Origin of the sequence: Mumia sp. ZJ1417 (assembly GCF_014127285.1) — a bacterium.
Classification (GTDB): Bacteria; Actinomycetota; Actinomycetes; order Propionibacteriales; family Nocardioidaceae; genus Mumia.
In genome coordinates this window covers 2,409,004-2,429,491 of the sequence record NZ_CP059901.1, presented here as the reverse complement: position 1 = coordinate 2,429,491, position 20,488 = coordinate 2,409,004, and the positions used below count along the sequence as shown (strand labels likewise).

Here is a 20,488-nt window from a genome sequence, read left to right as displayed (position 1 = left end):
GTTGTGAAGAACGTCCCACGATCCCACCTCATAGTGCCCGTCCCCACCGACACCACGCGGAATTCAGTCCGCCCAGTCGGCTTTGTGTCACGCTTTGCCACGTACGCCCTCAGCGCGGCGTTACGATGTGCAACGACGTGGATCGACAGCGAAGCGAGGTCGGGAATAGTGGCGCTCGAGGTGAACGGTCACGTCGGGCGATTGCACCGATACCAGCCCTTCGACGCAGACAGCGCTGACCTAGTGTTCGAGCGCCAGACCGACCATAACCAGCCGACGTTCCGCGTCGCGACCCGCGACTACCTGCTCTCGGTCGTCGAGCTTTCTGCAACCCGCACGGTGGTGCTAACCGGCGATGCGGGGCATGGAAAGACCAGCCTTTGTGCAGGTCTGCTTGAGGACCTGGGCGCGACGAAGGTGGATGCTGCCGCAGCGGTTGAGCGGGGTGGCGTCGACGGCAGAGAACCGGTCGGCCAGACCCGAGCTGGTCGACCGATCTTCATGATCAAGGATTTGAGCCAGTTCTCCCCGAGCGTCGGAGCCAAGCGCCTGATCGATCTGCTTGAGCCACCCCAGCGCGGGGTTGCGATCCTCTGCGCGAACGAAGGGCAACTCCGCGAGTGTGTGGCGGCGGACGGTTCCGAGAGTGCCAAGGTCGTCGTTGACACGCTCGGGGCGGGGATCGCCCAGGGTAGTGTCGCCAGCAGCGATGGCGCAGTCGTGGTGATCAACCTCAATTACCAGTCTGTTGCTCCAGACCGAGAGGGCGACGGCCTCGTCGACTGGGCGACTCGGAACTGGGCTGCCGACAGGCGGTCCTGGCAGGTCTGCAAGCGCTGTGATGCCAGAGACATCTGCCCGATCTTGGCCAACCACGAAGCTCTGTCCGATGCGTCCAGCGGTCCGACGCGCCGTCGCGCGATCCGTGACCTATTTAGCGCAGCAGAGCGCACCGGATCGGTAATCACCACCCGGCAGGCTCTCGCGACCCTCGCGCACGGCATCACAGGCGGTCTTACTTGCGACAACGTCCACCGTCGATATCGGAACGCGCGCGCGGACAGATCGTGGCAGCACCCCTATCAGTATCACCAAGCGCTCTTCGGCGATCGACTTTCGCCGCAGCAACGCCAGCAGGTGCCCGCCATCTTGGCCCTGCGTCGACTGGATCCCGGCAGGATCTCTCGCCGACAGGTTGACGACGTACTAGAGCCTGAGTCCGCAGCAGTTGCCTTCCTTCCGCCGACGCCTGGCAACGGCGGCCGCCGTATCTCGACGACCCAAGATGCACAGCGGGACGCGGCGGATCTCAAGAGCCTCTATGTGTTCCTCAGACGCGCCGACCTCTTCAACAGCGATGCGTCGGACCGCTTCGCCCGGCTCGGGCTGAGTGCAGGTGATGCCTTCGTCAAGGTGACGCCAGACACGCCCGACGCAAGAAAGACAGAGGTACGCGATGTCATGCTCAAAGGGCTCGAAGCTGTCCAGGGGATCCATCGCGTTGGGAGTAACCCCGACTTCCTGGTGCTGGATCCGGCATTCTTCTCACATCGCACGAGGGCATCTGTCGTCTCGCGCAGCGTGACCAACCGCCACGTGCAGGTGGTCGATCAGGTGAGCCATTGGATGAGCGAGGCGACGCCCGGCGCGCCCGAACCGGTGCTCCATCAGGCGGTGGAGTGGTTGAACCGGGCGATCTTTGTGAGAATCCCGGGTCCGCGCGGCCGTCGCCCGGTTGCCGTCGAGGTCGACCTGCTGCGATTCGAGCTGCTCAATCGCTGGGCCGCAGGTTTGCGGAGCGGGACGCAACATGAAGCGGAGATCCGAGGACTGACAAGCACGCTGGCGACCCTCGCGGATGCGCGTAGTGAAGATGAGGTAATCCAGGTGCTTGTTGGCGCGGTTCCCCGCAAGCTCATGATCGACGTTGGTGACCAGATCAGGTCGGTGCGTGCCTGATGGCCGATCGATCGAAGGCAGAGGTCGTCCTTGACCTGTTTGGCGTGAACCTGGAGCAGCAAGGCCGCGGTTTCTACGTGTCGCTTGAGTTACTTGCCATCGCTCGAGGTGTCTACGAGATCGACCCAGGTGCACTCCTCAACAAGGATGTCGCTTCCGTGGCGTACCTTCGGGCGTCCCATGACTTTGCCCGCCGAGTTGCAGTTAACGCAAGGATCGATGACAAGACGCTGGAACTGGCAGTCGACGGGGAAGACACCAGGGCAACCCTTCAGGCCCTGTCATCATCGCTACTAGTCCAGATTCCTGGCCGCCGGAAGTCACCAAGCTGGTTCAATACCCATCTGTATCCATTCGTTGGAGAGCTGATTCACTACGATGCTGCGGAACGGTGGGAGGCGAGACTCCCCCGCGGCACAAAGGTTCCGCACATCGAGCGGTACGTTTTCCGCGATGGTGGAACCTGGGCATATCGGGTCCTTCGAACAGATCCGAATGACACCCGTCGCGCCGGAACCCGGGAGGGTCTGCTAGAGCTAGTCCGAGACAGTGGGTCGCCACTAGGCGAGGTCGCGCACGCGCTTCGAAGCCACGACTTCGCAAAGGATGTGGAGCCTTACGAAGACGGTTCTGAATCGGAGATCCAAATCTTCGACGATTTCAGCCCGTGGCCTGAACATCTGCGACGTGGCGTGCATTTCATTGTCTCACGAGGCGAGCTGCCACGGTCGAAACGAACCGAGTGCCTAATGCACTGGGCTCCATATTGCCTTGCGCGCCATCAGTTGCATCTTGCTCGAAAGTCGCTGGGACGAGCCCCGGAGGCGGTGTTCTCGGACTTCGCGAAGGATGCTACCCCGCTTCGGAGGCTCTCCCAGAACGCGCTTGAGGAGTTCCGGAAGGACATTGTGAATGCGATCATCGCGCGTGCGACCGCCCTGCACAAAAGAGCTCGGAGCGAGGGCAACGATACATTGGCGAATCGCTACGTTCGGCAGATGTCACCGAGCTCCACGGCAACAGGTTCACCGCGTTCGTTCTTCTCCGAAACACTGGCGGCAGTCGGAGCGTTGAACGCCACGACCGGGCGCCGGCACTTCACTATGAAGCCACCAATGCTTGAGGCCCTCGTCTCAGCGAGCCTCGCGCCGGGCTCGGAGGAGGAGTTCTACAGCTTCTGCTCTCGACTCTACGACGAGTACAACATCATCATCGACGACCGCACTGCGGGAGAGCACGACCTGACGGTCGACGTCGATGCGTCAGTCCTTTCCCGTAATTCCGATGCGTTTCGCTCTCGCTTAGCTGCGACAGGTCTGCTCACGCACTACTCCGACGCCACTAGCATCGTCCACGGGGAGCCTCGATGATCGACGCAGCGGACAGGACGCTCGGCCGTTTCGTTGCTCTGGCGGCGCTGGACTCCGTGACTGTAGGTTCCGGCGGGACTCGGGCTGCGCTACGAGTTGCCGGCTTCGAGAAGTCCATTGTCCGGGCTGCCCTGACGGAGGTTGCTGAGCGGCAGACCAAAGGCAAGGCGCCGAATCTCATCGTGAAGGTTGGGACGTCCGAGAAGCTTGAGGACGTTCCTGATGATTACCTTCTTGAGGTTGGGGCACAGCTGACCGCCTGGCGGAACGTCACCGGCGAAGGAGCGTCCGTACTGCTCTTCGACTGGGGTGTGCCTCCGGACGCTCAAGGCCTCTCGGCCGTCAATCGACTTGATGGCTCTGTGCTGTTGAGTGGCCCCGACCAAGAACGCCGGTTTGAGACCTTCGCGCACGAGGCATGGGTGGAGGTGGGCGGCGACGGCAGGGTGCCCGCCGTTCTTGAGGCGTACCAGAAGCGTGTATGGGACACCGTTTCCGAATCCGAAGAAGAGAGCCGGTCGCTACGCCAGTTGGCTCGCTTTCTCGTGGAGTCCGCGGCGATCGTAGGCCGAGCGCCCGTGCATGCGACCGAAGTGATTCAACACGCCGTAGCAAGCTCACTTCCGAGCCTCGGGTTGTTCCCAGACAGCGATCTGTTTAATTCGGACAGTGCGTTGGAGGCTCGTGTCAGAAAGAACGTCCGCGTTAGCAGCCTGCGACAGCCGAGTGGCGCGTTGCTGACCGACGAAGATCTGCTCGGGCGGATCGATGCCGCCGAATTCACTTTGCCGCGGCTTGAGAGCGTGAATCTCTCACTGGAGGACGCAAAGGGGCACATGCGCAGGCTGGTGATGTCGCTCGCGTTATCGGACGACTCCCGTCGGGTACTTGATCTTCCTCTATGGCTTGAGTTGTTCGAGAAGCGCTCGATGAAGGTCGGACTCGGACGTCAGATTCGAGAGGCGATCCAGCGCGCTGACGACGGGCGGCTCGACGAGTTCGACGCGCTTCTAGTCGAGGAGAACCTAGACCGCAGTGATCAAGAAGCCGCGGAACGGTTCCTATTTGCAGAGCCACCAGTCGATGTGCAGGCTCTTGCTGACTTGCTACCCAAGCGACTAAGGCGTCGGATAGAAAAGATCGCGTTCCCCGATTCGCTAATCGCCGTCGACCCGTTGCGTGCGCTATTGCGGGAGCTCACCTACTTCGATGAGGAAGAAGAGGGCACGGTTGTAGTTAGGGTCGAGGGGGGCCTAGAAGCTGGCGCCTGGACGCGATGGCTGTTCGCTTTTCTCTACGGGAAGAGTCTCAGGCGTGTGCAGGCGTCGGTGGGTCTGAGGCTCGGCTTACAGGTCGAAGCATGCCTTTTGGACTGTAGAACTCCGGACTTGCCGCCTGACGATGAGCCGTTCGACCCTAGCGAGGCGTGGGCGCCGATCCGGGTCGTCGTCGAGATGCAAGGCGGGGCCCAACGACGGTTCCGGTGGGATCCTTTCGCCACGCCTGGACAGATCGCGGTCGCAGCCTTGCTCAACGGGTTTGAGATGTCGCCGGGGGAGGTCTTCGAAGGGAGCTTCGATGAGTTCCTCGATCAGTTCGGTGACCCCCGCGATTGGCCGCGGCGTTCTGTGGATATCCCCACCGGCCAGTTCGCGGCTGAACTGTTCCACCTCCGCCGCCGACACTTCGGAGAGTTGGTCGACGGCGTCGATGCCGAGCGGATTGGTTCGTACTTGGATGAGTGGGCTCAGGTGATGAGTCGGGCTCGAGCGCAGCTCGTACCCGCCAACGCTCCGGATGCTGATCTTTCCGACGTCGTGCTTAGTGACGTCGTACGCCTTGCTGAGCACCGTTTGGCCACGCTAGCAACACACCCGCTGCGATTGCGGTGGCTGGCACACCACTACACGCACTTGACCGAACTGATCTCGAAGGCCCTCACCGAGGGATTGAAGCTCAACCCGGAGAACAGCGACCTGTTCTTCGACACGATTGAGCGTGTTTCGCCGCACGGCACGCCGGCCGTAGTGGTGGGACCCAACCAGACGGCTGCGATTCCGGTGCGCGAGTCGGCAGGGCACGAAGAGTACGCGCCCGTGCGCCAGGGAGGCAGCGAGTCGCGTGACTGGCTCGCTGCGGTCGACGAAACTGCAATCGACGAGATGGTTCGCGTCATTTCCGATTACCTCTCCACCTACCCACACAAGCTCGACGGACTGTCAGTCCTCCTGCTCGATCGGAACGGGGACTCGGTGCTGCCTGTGCGGGTGGCGAAGCGCGTCCGTGCTAGGAATCCGAGACTGCGCTTGGACCTTGTGTGTCTCGCGCCGCTCGAGACACACCACGGGATCATTCAAGCGTTCGACACCGAGTTCGCGGAGTCCGACCTTCCCGAGGAGCGGTTTCTTCCGGACGTTCAGCTCGTCCTGAAGCCGTGGAACTCCGATCGCGATGCGGACCTCAGCGGCCTGGAGGACTCTGTCGACATCGCTCTCGCGCCAGCGCTCTTCGGGACGCAGACGAGCCTCAACGCGAGTACACGGGACCCGGCGGCCACAATGGCTGGTCGATACGACCCGTGGACGCACACCGCCGCCCACAATCTGACCGAGTCGAGCGAGAATGTCGTCCGCGAACTCCTTCCGAGTTCGCCGGATGCACTCCTTGAAACCTGGTCCACCCTTTGCGTCCGGTACGACCGACGCTCGGCTGTCGCCCGCGAGAAGGAGAGCAACACCGACTACTTCGAGATGCAGGTTCAGTTCGACCAGCACCAGCAGTTGTTCTTGGCCCTCCACAACGTCGCACACTGGGTCGTGACCCTCGATTCCTTCATCGGTCGCGACCAGATAGACAACCTCAATGACCGTCCGGACGTCATACTCGTCAAACCAAGCGTTGGCAAGAACGAGGCGTACACGCTGATCGTAAGCTCACAGACCGGACGGCAACTCGTGGTGAGGCGCTTGCGACGACGACTGACGGACATTGGCGTCGTGGAGAGCACCGAAGCCGAGGCGACAGCCGCCAGGTTCTACTCAGTAGGTCGAAATGTGGTGCCGGGTGCGGTGTTGAGGTCGCTAGGGATCGGCACCACCATCAACGAGATCGTCGGCCTCGTTGCAGCCCGCTTCGTGATCGCGCAGCGCTTCCCTGTGCCTGAGGAGGAGAGCGGCATCGTCGTCTGGCTGAGTTTCGACGAACAGCAAAGATGGTTCGGGCGGGGTGCAAAGACACGGGCGGATCTCGGCCGATTTGTGCTCAAGCTCAACGAGAGTGGCAACGTGTCACTATCGGTGCTCGTCGTCGAGTCGAAGTTCCGGCAGGAGTACGACCACGGTGCTGCGGAGGAGCAGCTCAACCGCACGACCGATCTCTGTCGCTCGGCATTTGCATCCGGCGAAGAGGCGATGGATGACCACAGGTTCTGGCTTGACGAGCTGGCCTCAGCCATCGAGCAAACCAGCAACGAGGAACTCCGTGGCTCCGAGCTTCCCTCGCGACGGCTAGTCGGACCCTCGCGGCTCGGTCTTGAGGCGCGCATCATCGAAGAGCTGCGGGCTGGCAACGTCAATCTCGATCGGGTCGATGGTGTAGCCGTCGCAACTGCCGCTGCGCAGGAAGAGCCGGCACCGGCTCCGCATGCTCTTGGGAGACACTCACTTTTACGACTGAATCGGCCGGAGCTTCAGGAAGTGATCGGTCTACTTCGCGCGCAGATCGACCCAACTTCACAGCCAGTCGTTGCGTTCCCGGGTCTCAAGATGGACCGGGCGGTGTCATTGGCAGACGCCACAGAAGTGGCCGCCGCTGGTCGGCCATCGGTCACGTTTGACGAGATCGCAGTCCGGGATGGTTCTCAACATCCCGATGACAGAGCCCTCTTTGAACCGGTGGAGGGACCCGAGAAGACTTTCGCCCATGTTGTAGGGCTCGGCGATGACGAGCTCCGGCGACGATACAACAGGGTCCTCGACGTGTTCGGACTGCACAACGTGCAGGTCGGCCCTCCGGACCTCGGGGAATCGTGGCAGGAGGGCCCCGGGTTCTATGTGCTTCGCTTCGTACCCCGGCCGGGTGTCACCGTCGACAAGGTGGTGAACCGTCGCGAGGAGGTCTTCCTCGCCCTGGGGTTGCCGGCCGGGTACAGCATCCGTACGAGGAATGATCGCGGAGCTGTCGTGTTCGAGATTCCCAAGTTGGAGGGCGAGAAGTACGGCGTACCAGCGGCCGCGTTGTGGGCGAGGTGCCCGGTCGACGAACGCGACCTGGTGGCGCCCGTCGGTGCCGACATCGCCGGCCGCCCGGTCGAGATCCGTTTCTCGTCGCCGGACTCTCCGCACCTCTTGGTTGCCGGTACAACCGGTTCTGGAAAGTCTGTCGCTCTCGACACAATCCTCAAGGGTCTGATCCGATACGACCAATCGTCAGTGCGCCTGCAACTGGTGGATCCCAAGGGCACGGAACTCGTCGACTTCGAGGACGATCCGCATGTCGATGGAACGATCGGGATGGACGCTGACGACGCGATCCAGGTCCTTCAAACTGCGGTTCATGAAATGGAGGACCGCTATCGCGCCATGAAGGCTGTGCGCGCACGGAAGCTAGTCGAGTTCAACGCGAAGGTCGATGCGGCCGACAAGAAGCCATGGATCGTCATCGTGCTGGATGAGTACGCTGACCTCACCAGCGATCCCGAGGACAAGCGATCGATCGAGGATCTGCTCCGACGGCTTACCCAGAAGGCCCGCGCCGCCGGCATCCACGTGATCGCGGCAACGCAGCGTCCGAGTGCAGACGTGATCTCAACGACCATCAGGTCGAACTTTCCTGCGCAGCTCGCGCTGCGGGTCAAGACCGCGACGGATAGCCGAATCGTTCTCGACGAGACCGGTGCCGAGTCGTTGGCCGGCCAGGGAGATGCCTTGCTGCACACGACTGACGGCACCGTGCGAATCCAGGTCGCTTTCGATGCTTCCTGACCCTTTGGCAGCCACCTCGCATCGCGGCGCGAAGCGTCTGGGAAAGAGGCCGGGCGGGTCTCGCGTACGGCTGACCCGGCTGAGCCATCCTCGCCGCCCCGTCCACCCCCTCGATGACGTACGGTTGTCCCGTGGGCGGCACCGGCGAGTTCACTACGCGGGCGCGCGGGCCTGCTCGTCGGGCAGAATCCTGGGCATCAACTCCCGCCGTACGACGGTCGATGCTGAGTAACCGCTCGCGGGATACGAAGCCTGAGATCGCCGTACGACGGTTGGTGCACGCGGCCGGACTTCGCTACCGAGTCGATTTCAGGCCTCTAGCCGGGCTGAATCGACGCGCCGACATCGTGTTTCCAGGTCTCAAGATCGCCATCTTCATTGACGGATGCTTCTGGCATGGATGCCCAGAACATCACACTGTAGCGGAGTCCAACGGAGAGTACTGGGCCTCAAAAGTGACGAGGAATCGGGCGCGAGATCGCGAAACCGATCACGCACTGGAGAGCTACGACTGGCTCGTCCTTCGAGCATGGGAGCACGAACCGGCCGAGGAGGTCGCCCAGCGCGTGATCGATGCGGTCCAGGCTCGACGGACAAATGCTTTCAGCCGGCGTCCTTGAAGGCTTCGAACCGATGCGCAAGGCGCTCCTTGTCAGGTCTGTGCGCTGCTCTCCGGGGAACCCACAACGCGCGACGGTCCATCTGCTGCAATCCGTATTTCAGCATTGGGCCGTCGACTTCAGAAAGCACGCCGCCGTTGATGTGGACCACGTAGTCGGGGGAGATCCCGAGGATGTTCTCGTCGTACGCGGCATGATGGATCTTGCATAGGGCGAGTCCATTGGCGACGACCGGTAGTCCGTCCTCCGCGCCATCTGCCGTGATGTGCGCGGCGTCGATTAGCGGAGCCTTCTTGAGGTCGCATACCGCACACTTGAGCTCATAGGCGCCAAGGACGCGCGCGCGGAACTCCGGTTGATGCAATCGCTGGCGGACGACTCGCTCGACATAGCGGCGTTGGTCTTCAGTGAGATGGGCAGGATCTGGGAGAAAGCGAAGGCTTTCGTCGAGCGCGAGCAGAAAACGTTGATGCTCGGGCTCCTCTTTCACGACATAGACAGGCATGACAGGCGCGAACTGACCGTCGTGAATCTTTCGAAGCATGATGATCGGGAGGCCAAGTTGCATCGCTCGGCGGAGCTTGACGTTCGACCCGCCACGTGGGTCCTGTCCAGCCGGTCGCTTCTCGTACGCGTATCGATAGAGCGAGTCGCCATGCGCCCCGTCGTCGTACTCACCATCGGGGTCGCTCACTATAGTGAGCGTTCCGGCGTACGACGCTGGGTTCCAGATCCCCTTTCCGACGTCCTTGATGCGCTCCGGGCCGAAGCCGAAATCAACACGCCCTAGCCACTTGCTCGTGAGTACAGCGGTCTGCGTAAACTCTGCCGCGATCGCATGCATCAGTGCCTCGCGCTTCAAAAGCTCGACTGACAGGTCGGTCACAAACCCCAGCTTGGCAGGTGCCGTGCCTTTTCGCAGCTGTTTCGCGAGTGGCACGCGACTGACTATTCGCGAGATCGTGCCGGTCACCTCGTTCGGCCAGCCGGCCAGCGCAGCACGGCTGAGGATTGCGAGGTGTCTATCTCTTGGCGGCATCGTTGAAATGAGCGCCGTGTGACTCTGGGCGAGGGGACCGCTGGATCCTCCTGGCGCCTTCCTCATCCTTCAAGCGGAGCGAACCCACGCCGAAAGTGCCGCGCCCGCGCGGCCCGTATTCGGGCAGAACCGATTTGTCTGCGAGTGGGTACGTCGAGTGAGGGTGCCTACTTCTCGCCGCGCCAACGTCGGCCCTCAGAGCCGGTGGTCTCCGCTTCAGAGCTGCGCCATTGACGCCCGCTCTCGCATGGGATCGACGCTGCGACAGGACGGTTGCCCCTATGCTGCGTCCATGACAGACACTCGCTCGGTCCTTAAGACGGTCTACAGCGTCGCTGATTTTTTGGACTGGCAACGCTCCGGAACGCTCGACCTCCGCCCGTACTTCCAGCGGAACAGCGTGTGGACTGAGTCGGCGAAGTCGTACTTCATCGACACTCTAGTGAAGGGCTTCCCAGTTCCGCTGCTGCTACTGCAGTCACAAACCGACGCCAAGACCTTTAAATCGATCCGCCGTGTCGTGGATGGCCAACAACGTCTGCGAACTGTCCTTGCGTACGTCGACCGCACGTGCTTGATTGACTATGAGGAACGGGATGGGTTCGTCCTCATGGGTACGCATAACCGTGAACTGGCGGGACGCGCCTTCTCGGATTTGCCTCATGGACTTCAGCAGCGAATTCTTGATACCGAATTCAGTGTTCACGTCTTAGGGAACGGCTACCGGCGCGAGCAAATTCTTGAGGTCTTCGCGCGCATGAACAGCACAGGCCGAAGTCTTAACCGGCAAGAGCTTCGTAACGCCGCTTACCATGGTGAACTGAAGCAACTGGTATACGAGCTATCATATGAAAACCTTGAGAACTGGACGAACTGGGGTGCCTTCACGGTCAATCAGATCGCCGAAATGAAAGACGTTGAGTTCACAAGCGAGCTCGTCTTCTATGTCCTAACGGGACTGCGGGGTAAAAGCAACAGCGCTCTAGATTCCCTATACAGGGACCACGACCTCGCCTTCCCGGAACGCGACGAGGTGGCCAGTCGAGTGCGGGCCACTCTCAAGAAGCTCCAAGAGATGTTGGCCCCTGGTGGCGACTCCATCAAATACCCGAAATTTGGCAAACAGGGATGGCTGTACGTGTTATTCGCTATCGTGCACGACTCGAAGTTCGGTGACCCGATCGACCCCGAGAGCCAGAGGCAAATCGACAAGGGGTTCAACCTGAACCGACTTGAGCTGGGTGGCCGGCATGCGGGACTTGCTGGCCGCCTGCCGGAGGAGGTGCTGAAGGCCACGCGAGGAGCGGCCACCGATGTGGGGAGTCGTCGTGCCCGCCTGCTCTACCTGGTGAATGGAACTTAGGCGATGCCTGGGAGACCGACGGTTGCCCGCTTGGCATCCGACTTCCAGAAAAAGTCTGATCTCCTAGATCTCACCCTCGCTAGCGGCAACCGTGCCAACAGGCGTCGTCGGTTGAATCGGTTTGCCTTAGGTGCGCTGTACGAGTCGGCTTTGCTTTCCCTAACAAAGAGCCTCGAGACGTTCCTCGAGGAATACTTTTTGCTGCTATTGCATAGTCCGGCAGCCCGGGTTGAGGTCGGCGGGTATGCGGCAATTGTCACTCTGAGCAACCGTGAGGCGGTCGACCAGATGTTCGGGCTTGAGGAGAACTATCTAGATTGGCTTCCGTTCGGGCGCACGGTGGCTCGCGCCGAGCAGTTCTTTCCGAGTGGGTCACCGTTCCACCGGCTGGAGAGAGCGTCACAGGAAAAACGATTACTAAAGGTCAACTATGCGATGAGAAATGCGGTAGCCCATAATAGCGGTACCGCCGTTAAGAAGTTCCTCGATCTCCCCGAGGTTATGTCGTTGCCAGTGCGAACTAGGTCTGTAGCCGAGTATCTCCGCTGGCGAGACCCCGTGACCAGGGCTGAGACCTGGGCGGATCATCGGGTCGCCATCGGAGCCATCGTGAAGGCACTCGCCGCCAGCTCGGAGGCCGACGCGCGTGCCTTTATGGGTACAGAAGACCCATTCAAGTCGGGTGATTCGCCGGGATCAGGGGCTTACCGCTGCCACAGCTGCAGCAAACTGGTGACCCTTCCGTATCCAGGATCGCGGTTACGCCCTTGCACGGGCTGCCATCGCACGACGTCGTACTACCGGCGGGTATGGTGACATGTGGTCGTCTGGATGCCGGGCGCGGCAGCGGAAGTGCAGGATCTCGGGCCGGTGATGGCGAAAGCGCAGTATATACTCGCCCGCTCCACGAGACACCGGGACTAAATGTGCGAGCGGCCCGCAATCGCTGCCCAGCTTCTCCGCGGCACGCTCGGTGACACCGAGATCCGCGTCAAGGGCTATTGACGGGCTCCCTGATCTGTGCTGGCAGCAGGCGTCCGTCCTCGGCGAAGGGCGAAAGGAGATTAGGCGGCCACCGCACCGTCAAGCCGGCATCGCGATTTCGAACTCTTGAGAACGGCTGCGTAATGCGGCAGATCATTCCCTCGACGTCCTCGCCACGGAGGCGGCAGCGATCGCCACGGCGACACGCGTCCACGTCTACGCGGTCAGCGGTAGTGGCGTGATGGCGCGCGAGCTCGAGCTGCGCCTGAGTCGCATCGGCGTTGCCTGCTGGACGTACGCCGACGTCCACGACGGCTTGGTCGCCGCCGCCCAGCTGAGCGCCCCTGACGTCGCGATCGCCATCTCGTACTCCGGTGAGACCGACGAGACGCTCGACATGCTCGCGATCGCCCGCGACCACGGCGCGGGCACCGTCGCGATCACTGCCGGGCCGCGCTCCCGCCTCGCAAAGCTCGCCGATCACGTGCTCGTCACGGTCGCTGAGGAGACCACGTTCCAGGACGGTCCGCTCGCCTCACGGCACTCCGAGCTCGCTGTCGTCGAGATGCTCTACCTCGCGGTCGGGCAGCGCGCCGTACGCCCGCGGCGCCCCGAACGCCGCACCCGCACCACCCGTACGCATCCACGCTGACCCAAGACGATGTTTGATCTTTGACTGGCACCTCGCGTCAGAGGCAGCGGGGACCGCTACGATCGCCACCGTTAGTCCGCAACGGCCCGACAGGCGCGTCGATGACAAGCCTCCACCCGTGCGGGAAGCGCTCATGCCTTCCTGGGGTTCGTCGTGCCGTTGTTTCGGGGTTCTGTCGGGCGTCTGCGTGCCCAAATCGAGGATGGGTCGCTGGTGCCGACACTGGTGGAGCAGTACCGCCACCAACTCGGGCGGTCGGCTCCGCCCACCGATGTGCGGTCCTGGGAGCGCAGCCTCACGGTTCTGGCGAACGATCTTGTGGACGCCGGGCTGACTGAGGTCGAAGTTCTCGTCGAATACCAGCTGCCGCTGACCAGCAAACGGGCTGATGTCGTTCTCTGCGGAACCCATCCGCAAACCGGAGACAGCTCCTACGTGGTCGTCGAGCTCAAGCAGTGGACTCGCGCTCACCTGGCGGAGGACTCCGTCGACGTCGTTGAGCTGGACGGTGCGGGCGAACGGTTGCATCCGGTCGAGCAGGTCCGCCGCTACTGCAGTCACCTCGGCGATTTCGCGGCGGTGCTCGCCAACAACCCCGATCAGCTCGCGGGCGTCGCGTACCTCCATAACGCCACCGACGCCGATGTCGCCGAGCTGTGGGAGTTGCCGCCGACCGAGCACGGGCAGATGTTCACCGGGCAGCGTCGCGGCGCCTTTCTCGACTATCTCCGTACGAGGCTGGCAACCGGACCGGGGGCGATAGCGGCCGACGACCTCCTCACCTCAGCGGTCCGTCCGAGCAAACAGCTCATGGCACTAGCGGCGGACGAGGTACAGCACCGCGAGCAGTTCGTCCTCCTCGACGAACAGCAGGTGGCGTACTCGCTCGTCCTTCGCGCTGTCGAACGCGCCTACGCACGGAACGCCAAAGAGGTTCTCGTCATCTCCGGCGGCCCCGGCTCAGGCAAGAGTGTCATCGCGCTCTCGCTTCTCGGCGAGCTGTCGCGGCGGGGACTGACTGCGCTCCACGCGACCGGCTCGAGCGCCTTCACCCAGACGCTGCGCCGAGTCGCAGGCGCCCGCGCGCCCCGGGAGAAGGGCATGTTCAAGTACTTCAACCAGTTTGTGAGCGCTCAGCGCAACGGCATCGACGTCCTCATCTGCGACGAGGCACACCGGCTTCGAGAGACTTCCGCGAACCGCTACACGAAGGCGACCGAGCGGACGGGGAAGCCGCAGGTCGACGAGCTCATCGATGCCGCGCGAGTGCCGGTCTTCCTGTTGGACGAGCACCAGGTCGTGCGACCCGGCGAGATCGGAACGGTCGCCGACATCGAGGCAGCCGCATCGCGGCTCGGGCTCGACACGCGGGTGGTCAATCTTGACGCCCAGTTCCGTTGTGGTGGCAGCCGCGCATACGAGCACTGGGTCTTGCGGCTGCTGGGGCTCGAGGAAGGTGGTCCAGCGGCGTGGGAAGGGGACGAGGCTTTCAGCGTTGTGGTTGCGCAGGCTCCGAGTCCGATGGAGGACCACCTTCGCTCCTTCCTCGAGAAGGGCTACGGTGCTCGGATGGCCGCTGGCTACTGCTGGCGATGGAGCGATCCGATCAAGGGTGGCGGGCTGGCCGCGGACGTGCAGATCGGACCGTGGCACCGACCGTGGAACAACAAGAAGCAGACCTCGCACAACGGTGCTCCTGGTACCCCTTTCTGGGCGACCGATCCCGCGGGTTTTGAACAGGTCGGATGCATCTATACCGCGCAGGGCTTCGAGTACGACTACGCCGGCGTGATCATCGGCCCGGACCTCGTGTGGCGCACGGATCGCTGGGTGGCGCAGCCGGACAAGAGCCATGACACGGCCGTGAAGCGCGGGACGTACGACGAGTTCGACCGCGCGATCCGCAACGCGTACAAGGTGCTGCTCACTCGGGGGATGCGAGGGGCGATCGTCTATTCGACCGACCCGGAGACGCAAACGCTGTTGGAGTCGTTGATCCCCGAGCACGCGTGAGAGGCTGACGGCCATGTCCGACCTGATGGCACTGCGCGACGCGATGCGGGAGTTCACTGCCGAACGGGACTGGGAGAGGTTCCACGATCCCAAGTCGCTGCTCCTGGCGCTGGTCGGCGAGGTCGGTGAGCTGAGCGAGCTGTTCCAGTGGCTGCCGGCCGCTGCCGCCACGGAGATCGCCGGTGAGGAACCGCTGCGTACGAGGGCGGGTGAGGAGATGGCTGACGTGCTCCTGTACCTCGTACGGCTCGCCGACGTGCTCGGGATCGACCTTGCGGCCGCGGCGGAACGGAAGTTGTTGCTGAACGCGCAGAAGCACCGCGCGTAGGTCACCGAAGCCAGTCGCAGCGCTCGTTGTGGCGCCGCAACATGTCGTGAGCGGGTCGTGCGTGGGGCTCTGGAGCGCGTAGTGGATTGTCGTTGAGGCGGGCGTACTCGCCGCCAAGGGTCGGGTCGACTCTGATTCGTAGGTCGGGGACGACCGTGAGGCGGTGGAGATCGAAGAGCGTGTGGATGTCAGCGCGAAGGAGTAGTCCGTTGCGAACATCGTTGCTGTGGTCGCCGCGCCATGGCGAGATGTGTGCTGCTTCGAGAACCGGTTCTACCGAAGTCCGTGTCACCGCACATGTTCGCCCGTAGGCGACCAGCAACGCGTTGCGGAAACTGCGTTGACCGCGCCGCTGTGCGATCACCGCTGTCTGCCATTCCCGCGTGTCAGCGCCATCGGGGATATCGAGCTCTTCGGTAGAGGGCGGCCCGATGACTCCCTTGTGTCCACCGGTGAAGGTCACGGCCAGGTCCTCCACGCCGGTTTGCGTATCGATCGTGAGGAAGCCGATGTTGGCGAGCGCTCTGCTTCCGGCGGCCCTCTGGATTTCCGCCCACCGCTTCACGGTCGGGCTGGTGGTTTCCTGCAGGAGGCGCATAGAGAACTTGAAGTGATAGGGCTTCACCCGGTGGTCAGGCCATGGAAGCCGATCGCCACGTGAGACTGGAACCGCGTCTGACGTCGCACAAGCATGCGCGATGAGGCCCACCCCCGGGGACATCCAGAAGAAGAGGTCGTCGCCCGCACGTACGGGCCGCTTAGCTCGGGTCGCCCAGATGTTGTTGTCGCGTCCAAGCTCCCAGTTCTCGGGGACGCTGCTTCCTACGACGATGACGTGACCTGACAAGGCGTGGCGATCCTCTCGAGATCGCTACGGGTGGAGGTTGCGCCTTCGGGAACCTGTCGGGCCGGAGCTCGTGCTGACGTTGTCGGGAGCCTAGTGGGCGTTGTGGCTATCCGGGGCCACAATGCTTCGCGAGGGAATCAGCCCTTCCCGAGCGTGCTTGCCGCCACTACGTCTCGCCATCGTCGGTCACCTCCTTCCAAGACTGAGCGTCGCAGGTGCGGCCGACAATTTTGCGCCCTCAGCGCGTGGGACGTGCGCCGCGACGGCAACCGATGTCGACAGAGAATCCTTCTGGTTGAGCTCGCGAATTCCCGATTCGGCCACGCAGACCGATTTGGTCGACTTAGCATCCGTTGTATGAGCGACAGCGATGCTGTGGACAGGCCGTCTCCGACGCCGGGCTGGTACCGACAGGGCGCGGTTCTGCGTTGGTGGGACGGGACACGGTGGAGCGACGCGACCCGCCCGCTGCCGACCGAAGGGCAGCCAGCGGCAGCGCTTGCTGACGCGAGTGCTCCTCCTCGCAAGCGCCGTACGGTGCTCGCGTACATCGCGGTAGCCGTCGTCGCCTTCATCTTCGGAGTTGCCGTTGGAGGTGTGGATAGCGGGCCCGACCAGGAAACGGCAGCACCCGCGGCCACGCCGACCCCCAGCCCGACGCCGACTCCTACCCCAACGCCGAGTCCGACGGTGCCGCCTCAGATCGCCACGCTGAAGTCGACGCTCGCCGCGAAGGAGAAGCAGCTCGACCAACGCGAAACCGCGCTAGAGACGAAGGAATCGACTCTCGGGACGCGGGCTGCCAAGCTCAAGAACCGGCTTGCCGATGTGAAAGCACGCGAGAAGGCAGTCGAGGAGGCCGAGGACAGCCAGGACTCACCCGATGCGGGCGGTGGCATGGATCCGATCTTCGACACCTGCGGAGAGGCGAACGACAACGGCTACGGGCCATACTCCAGCGGGGAGCCCGAGTATCCGCACTATGACGACCGGGACAACGACGGCGTGGTGTGCGAGACGTGAGCGGAGACAGCCGCGGCGTGTTCGCGTAGCCTCAGGTCTCGGGAGCCGCATTGACAATACTCGCGCGGCGCGAGCCGGGGAGATGGAATGGCGCTGGAAGTCGATCGAGAGGCAATCGCTGCGCTCTGTCGACGCCACCGGGTGAGGCGACTGACCCTGTTCGGATCCGCGGCAACAGACGACTTTGACCCAAGGCGCAGTGATGTGGACTTCCTTGCAGAGTTCACGAGTGAGGCACGACTCGACGACTATTTTGCCTTGAAGGCAGACCTTGAGGAGCTCTTCGGAAGGCCCGTCGACCTTGTTTCTCCGAGCTCTCTCGAGAACCCATTCTTTGCGGCTGCCGTACGAGAGACAGCCGAGGACGTGTATGCAGCCTAAAGACTCCGGCGCTCCTCTGGGATGCCTCGCGCGCGGCGACGCGCATCAAGGATTTCTGCGCCGACAGGACGTGGAGTGACTACGCGAGCGACCCAATGCTGCGAGCTGCAGTCGAGCGTCAGTTCGAGATCATTGGCGAGGCACTGGGCCGAGTACGCAAGATCGACCCGACGTTGCCTCAGAGATCCCCGTACCTTCCTCAGATCATCAGCTTCCGAAACCTCCTCATCCACGGGTATGCGGTGGTGAACGACAGTCAGGTCTGGGCAAACGTGACTACCGATGTCGATCCCTTGATCGAAGTCCTTCAGCGACTGCTGCCAGAGCTTCCCGAGGTTTGAGTGCCACGGCTGACGCGCGAGCAATCGGTGTGAATCTGAGCGCGTCAGGTGGTCACACCTCAGCGTGTTCCGCGACCCCCATCGCCAGTGCCTTCTCGAACTCCTCGAGCGACACCACTCGAATCCCGTACCCGCGTGCCTTCTTCGCCTTGCCCGACAGGCTGTCGACGTCAGCCGCAATGACCAGCGAGACCTTCTTCGTCACCGCGTTGTGGACACGGAGCCCGGCGGCGGTCGCACGCTCCATCCAGACGCTGCGCGGTTCGTCGAACTCGCCGGTGAACACGACCAGGTCATCGAGGGTCAGGCTCAGCTCGGACGTCGTCGCACCACCTGTCGCCCGCGCGAGCGCCTCTGCGTCCGTACCCGCCGGCAGCTCGAGCAGCGTCACGATCGTCGCGAGGTCGGCACGTTCGTCGTCGGTCAGGACGTGGTCGGCGAGCGCAACTCGAGCGAGCGCGTCGACGTAGTCGCGGTGGAGGCGATCGGTGTCCGTGGCCGTGAGCCCGAGCGAACCCGCGAGCGCGCCGAGAGCAGCGATCTCGTCAGCGCTGAGGTAGCGATCGGCGAGCGCGGCGTCGAGCACCGCGAGGTACGGGTCCGCGACCTCGGAGCCCGAGACGCGTGGCAGGTAGTCGACGATCCCCGCAACGAGGCCACCGCCACCACCACCGCCGGGAATGCTCATCGACCGCGTCGCACGCGACGCGGTCGAGAACACGCGCGGCGCAAGCTCCGGCCAGGGCGTGTTCACTGCTCGCTCAGCGACCGCGCTCCACGGGTACGGGGGCTGGCTGCGTTCGAGGAAGTGGCTCAGGAGGTCGGCGGTGGCGCGAGCATCCGCACTGGCGGAGTGCCACCCGCCCAGAGCGATGCCGGCGGCGGCGCAACACTCCGCGAGCGAGCGGCCGGCGCCGGGGAGGTACGACGAGGCGAGGTTCATCGTGCACAGCCCGTGCGAACGATCGGCTGGGAAGGCCCGTCCCCAGGCGGGCGTACTCGGCCTCGAGGAAGGTCAGGTCGAATGGCAGGTTGTGCGCCACGAGCGTGCGGCCGCGCAGGAGCTCGACGAGGTGCGCCGCCAGATCTTCGAAGCGTGGGGCTCGGCGGGCATCCGCGGCGCGGATGCCGTGGATGCGCTGTGGGCCGAGGTCGCGATCGGGGTTCACGAGCGTCGACCACTCGTGCTCGATGCGGCCGCTGCCGTCGACGAGGACGACGCCGATCTCGGCGATGCGGTGGTGGTACTTCGGGGATAGTCCTGTCGTCTCGGTGTCGATGACGGCGTACATCCTGGTGATCACTCCCGCTATGGCGCTGTGAGGTTGTGGCGGGAACCTATCGGGCTGAGGGGGAGCGCGGGGCGGGAATCCGGAATATCGATACGGATCGCTCGGAAGTCGTCGTCATGAACGGATGCGGCGTCGACAACCCGGCAGACGAGGTCGTTGAGAGCGCGGTGCGATTGAGGTCATACCTGAATCACGGAGGGTGTCTGAGATCGACGAGGTGCATACGAATGCGGAGGAAGAATTGACCGTCGACGACCATGTAGCACTGGGTAGCACACCGTCCTACGATGGAGCCATGGTGTCTTCTGACGAGATCAGCCAGCGTGACCTCCGACTGCGATCGAAGGAGATCATGGACGCCCTTGAGAGCGGCAGGTCGTTCGTCGTGACAAGGAGCGGGCAGCAGATCGGCGAGCTCGTGCCGCTGCGATCCCGACGACGATTTGTGTCGCGTGACGACTTCGATCGGATGTCCGGTGCTGCGCCAGTGATGGATCTTGAGCGGTTCCGTGCCGATCAGCGCGCAGCTGCTGAGCAGGGCGGACGCGACCCCTATGCCGACTGACCGCGAACGGGGCCTCCTTGACACGAACATCCTTGTGCTGCGCCGATTGATCGACCCGGGGGAGCTCCCGCAAGAGGTCGCGATCAGCGCCGTCACTCTGGCCGAGCTCTCCGCGGGCGTGCACCTCGTGGCCGGTGATGACGCGGAGGCCCGTGCTGAACGGGCTCGACGCACCGACATCCTTCAGCGCGCGGAGTATGCCTTCGACCCGCTCCCATTCGACGCCGAAGCTGCGCGCGCCTTCGGCAGGATCAGTGCAGCCGTGCGGGACGTCGGGAGAACCCCGCGCCGTCGAGTCGCCGACCTGATGATCGCCGCGGTCGCAGTAGCAGCCGACCTGCCTCTCTACACGACGAACCCCGACGACTTTGCCGGCCTCGACGGCATCGTCGATGTCATCGCGGTGACGCGACCCGAGTGAATCCTGTGGATGCGGTCGACGACGAGCAGCATCGGTGATCGCCTACTTTTCGCCGCCCGGCTTCCGCGACACCAACGGGTAACGCACGCCTGAAGCCTTCGAGAGCATCGGGTGCGAGAGCCGACTCAGGGTCCCACGGGGAAGGTCATCGTCATGCCCAGCTCGCGGGCCCGGGCGGCGATGCCGTCGCGGTCGTCACGCCAGCACGCACGAGCACGGCTGGCGCACGGAGTCCCGCCACGTAATCTCCGAAGGGACGATCCACCACGTACGGTGCTCCGAGTGCGGCGTACGACGGTCGACCTCCT

17 protein-coding genes and 2 pseudogenes are annotated in these 20,488 nt (G+C 63.3%); 15 read left to right on the top strand and 4 right to left on the bottom strand.

The features are described from left to right. Nucleotides 1–168: 168 nt before the first annotated feature. From H4N58_RS11825 to H4N58_RS11810, 4 genes are all read left to right on the top strand, one after another. Nucleotides 169–1,959 carry a hypothetical protein gene (locus H4N58_RS11825; protein WP_167250577.1) on the top strand — a complete coding sequence of 597 codons (1,791 nt, stop codon included), beginning with the start codon at nucleotides 169–171 and terminating at the stop codon, nucleotides 1,957–1,959. Beyond that, complete coding sequence (locus tag H4N58_RS11820) at nucleotides 1,959–3,329, top strand: hypothetical protein (protein WP_167250579.1); 1,371 nt, start codon at nucleotides 1,959–1,961, stop codon at nucleotides 3,327–3,329. Before H4N58_RS11825 ends, H4N58_RS11820 begins: the two co-directional genes overlap by 1 nt. Further along, nucleotides 3,326–8,311 (top strand): FtsK/SpoIIIE domain-containing protein, encoded by a 4,986-nt coding sequence (locus H4N58_RS11815; protein ID WP_167250581.1) that lies wholly within the window; start codon nucleotides 3,326–3,328, stop codon nucleotides 8,309–8,311. The genes H4N58_RS11820 and H4N58_RS11815 overlap by 4 nt, the downstream gene beginning before the upstream one ends. A gap of 113 nt (nucleotides 8,312–8,424) precedes the next feature. After that, nucleotides 8,425–8,931: a very short patch repair endonuclease gene (locus H4N58_RS11810; protein WP_167250583.1), complete on the top strand. Its 507-nt coding sequence runs from the start codon at nucleotides 8,425–8,427 to the stop codon at nucleotides 8,929–8,931. Here the strand turns inward: H4N58_RS11810 and H4N58_RS11805 are convergent. Then, entirely contained in the window at nucleotides 8,915–9,904 is a 990-nt protein-coding gene (locus tag H4N58_RS11805) for an HNH endonuclease (RefSeq protein ID WP_167250585.1), read from the bottom strand. The genes H4N58_RS11810 and H4N58_RS11805 overlap by 17 nt on opposite strands. Before the next feature lie 358 nt (nucleotides 9,905–10,262). Between H4N58_RS11805 and H4N58_RS11800 the strand changes: the two genes are divergently transcribed. From H4N58_RS11800 to H4N58_RS11780, 5 genes are all read left to right on the top strand, one after another. After that, on the top strand, nucleotides 10,263–11,333 hold the full coding sequence (locus H4N58_RS11800) for a DUF262 domain-containing protein (RefSeq protein WP_167250587.1): 1,071 nt from the start codon (nucleotides 10,263–10,265) through the stop codon (nucleotides 11,331–11,333). A gap of 30 nt (nucleotides 11,334–11,363) precedes the next feature. Continuing rightward, a complete protein-coding gene (locus H4N58_RS11795; RefSeq protein WP_167250589.1) occupies nucleotides 11,364–12,149 on the top strand; it encodes a hypothetical protein in 786 nt (261 codons plus the stop codon). A 304-nt stretch (nucleotides 12,150–12,453) separates the two neighbouring features. Next, nucleotides 12,454–12,969 carry an SIS domain-containing protein gene (locus H4N58_RS11790; RefSeq protein WP_167250794.1) on the top strand — a complete coding sequence of 172 codons (516 nt, stop codon included), beginning with the start codon at nucleotides 12,454–12,456 and terminating at the stop codon, nucleotides 12,967–12,969. 213 nt (nucleotides 12,970–13,182) lie between these two features. Further along, on the top strand, nucleotides 13,183–14,982 hold the full coding sequence (locus H4N58_RS11785; RefSeq protein WP_243845095.1) for a DUF2075 domain-containing protein: 1,800 nt from the start codon (nucleotides 13,183–13,185) through the stop codon (nucleotides 14,980–14,982). A 13-nt stretch (nucleotides 14,983–14,995) separates the two neighbouring features. After that, nucleotides 14,996–15,310 carry a nucleotide pyrophosphohydrolase gene (locus H4N58_RS11780; RefSeq protein WP_243845096.1) on the top strand — a complete coding sequence of 105 codons (315 nt, stop codon included), beginning with the start codon at nucleotides 14,996–14,998 and terminating at the stop codon, nucleotides 15,308–15,310. A gap of 1 nt (nucleotide 15,311) precedes the next feature. Here H4N58_RS11780 and H4N58_RS11775 read toward each other — a convergent pair whose 3' ends face one another. Further along, nucleotides 15,312–15,935: an HNH endonuclease gene (locus H4N58_RS11775; protein WP_208322894.1), complete on the bottom strand. Its 624-nt coding sequence runs from the start codon at nucleotides 15,933–15,935 to the stop codon at nucleotides 15,312–15,314. Nucleotides 15,936–16,514: 579 nt separating this feature from the next. Here H4N58_RS11775 and H4N58_RS20975 point away from each other — a divergent pair. The 4 genes and pseudogenes from H4N58_RS20975 to H4N58_RS20965 form a co-directional block, all read left to right on the top strand. Next, nucleotides 16,515–16,625 (top strand): annotated as a pseudogene (locus H4N58_RS20975) (DUF2510 domain-containing protein); the annotation flags it as partial. A gap of 69 nt (nucleotides 16,626–16,694) precedes the next feature. Then, nucleotides 16,695–17,180 (top strand): excalibur calcium-binding domain-containing protein, encoded by a 486-nt coding sequence (locus H4N58_RS11770; RefSeq protein WP_243845097.1) that lies wholly within the window; start codon nucleotides 16,695–16,697, stop codon nucleotides 17,178–17,180. An 87-nt stretch (nucleotides 17,181–17,267) separates the two neighbouring features. Next, complete coding sequence (locus H4N58_RS20970) at nucleotides 17,268–17,561, top strand: nucleotidyltransferase family protein (RefSeq protein ID WP_167250595.1); 294 nt, start codon at nucleotides 17,268–17,270, stop codon at nucleotides 17,559–17,561. Next, the gene (locus H4N58_RS20965; RefSeq protein WP_167250800.1) at nucleotides 17,510–17,902 is read left to right on the top strand and encodes a DUF86 domain-containing protein; all 393 of its coding nucleotides are present in this window, start codon (nucleotides 17,510–17,512) and stop codon (nucleotides 17,900–17,902) included. The genes H4N58_RS20970 and H4N58_RS20965 overlap by 52 nt, the downstream gene beginning before the upstream one ends. A gap of 52 nt (nucleotides 17,903–17,954) precedes the next feature. Here H4N58_RS20965 and H4N58_RS11755 read toward each other — a convergent pair whose 3' ends face one another. After that, the gene (locus H4N58_RS11755; RefSeq protein ID WP_243845098.1) at nucleotides 17,955–18,845 is read right to left on the bottom strand and encodes a BRCT domain-containing protein; all 891 of its coding nucleotides are present in this window, start codon (nucleotides 18,843–18,845) and stop codon (nucleotides 17,955–17,957) included. Between the two features lie 97 nt (nucleotides 18,846–18,942). Next, nucleotides 18,943–19,194: pseudogene (locus H4N58_RS20960) on the bottom strand (exonuclease domain-containing protein); the annotation flags it as partial. Nucleotides 19,195–19,393: 199 nt separating this feature from the next. Here H4N58_RS20960 and H4N58_RS11745 point away from each other — a divergent pair. Continuing rightward, entirely contained in the window at nucleotides 19,394–19,759 is a 366-nt protein-coding gene (locus H4N58_RS11745; RefSeq protein WP_243845100.1) for a type II toxin-antitoxin system Phd/YefM family antitoxin, read from the top strand. Continuing rightward, nucleotides 19,749–20,180 carry a type II toxin-antitoxin system VapC family toxin gene (locus H4N58_RS11740; protein ID WP_167250600.1) on the top strand — a complete coding sequence of 144 codons (432 nt, stop codon included), beginning with the start codon at nucleotides 19,749–19,751 and terminating at the stop codon, nucleotides 20,178–20,180. Before H4N58_RS11745 ends, H4N58_RS11740 begins: the two co-directional genes overlap by 11 nt. Nucleotides 20,181–20,488: the final 308 nt, after the last annotated feature.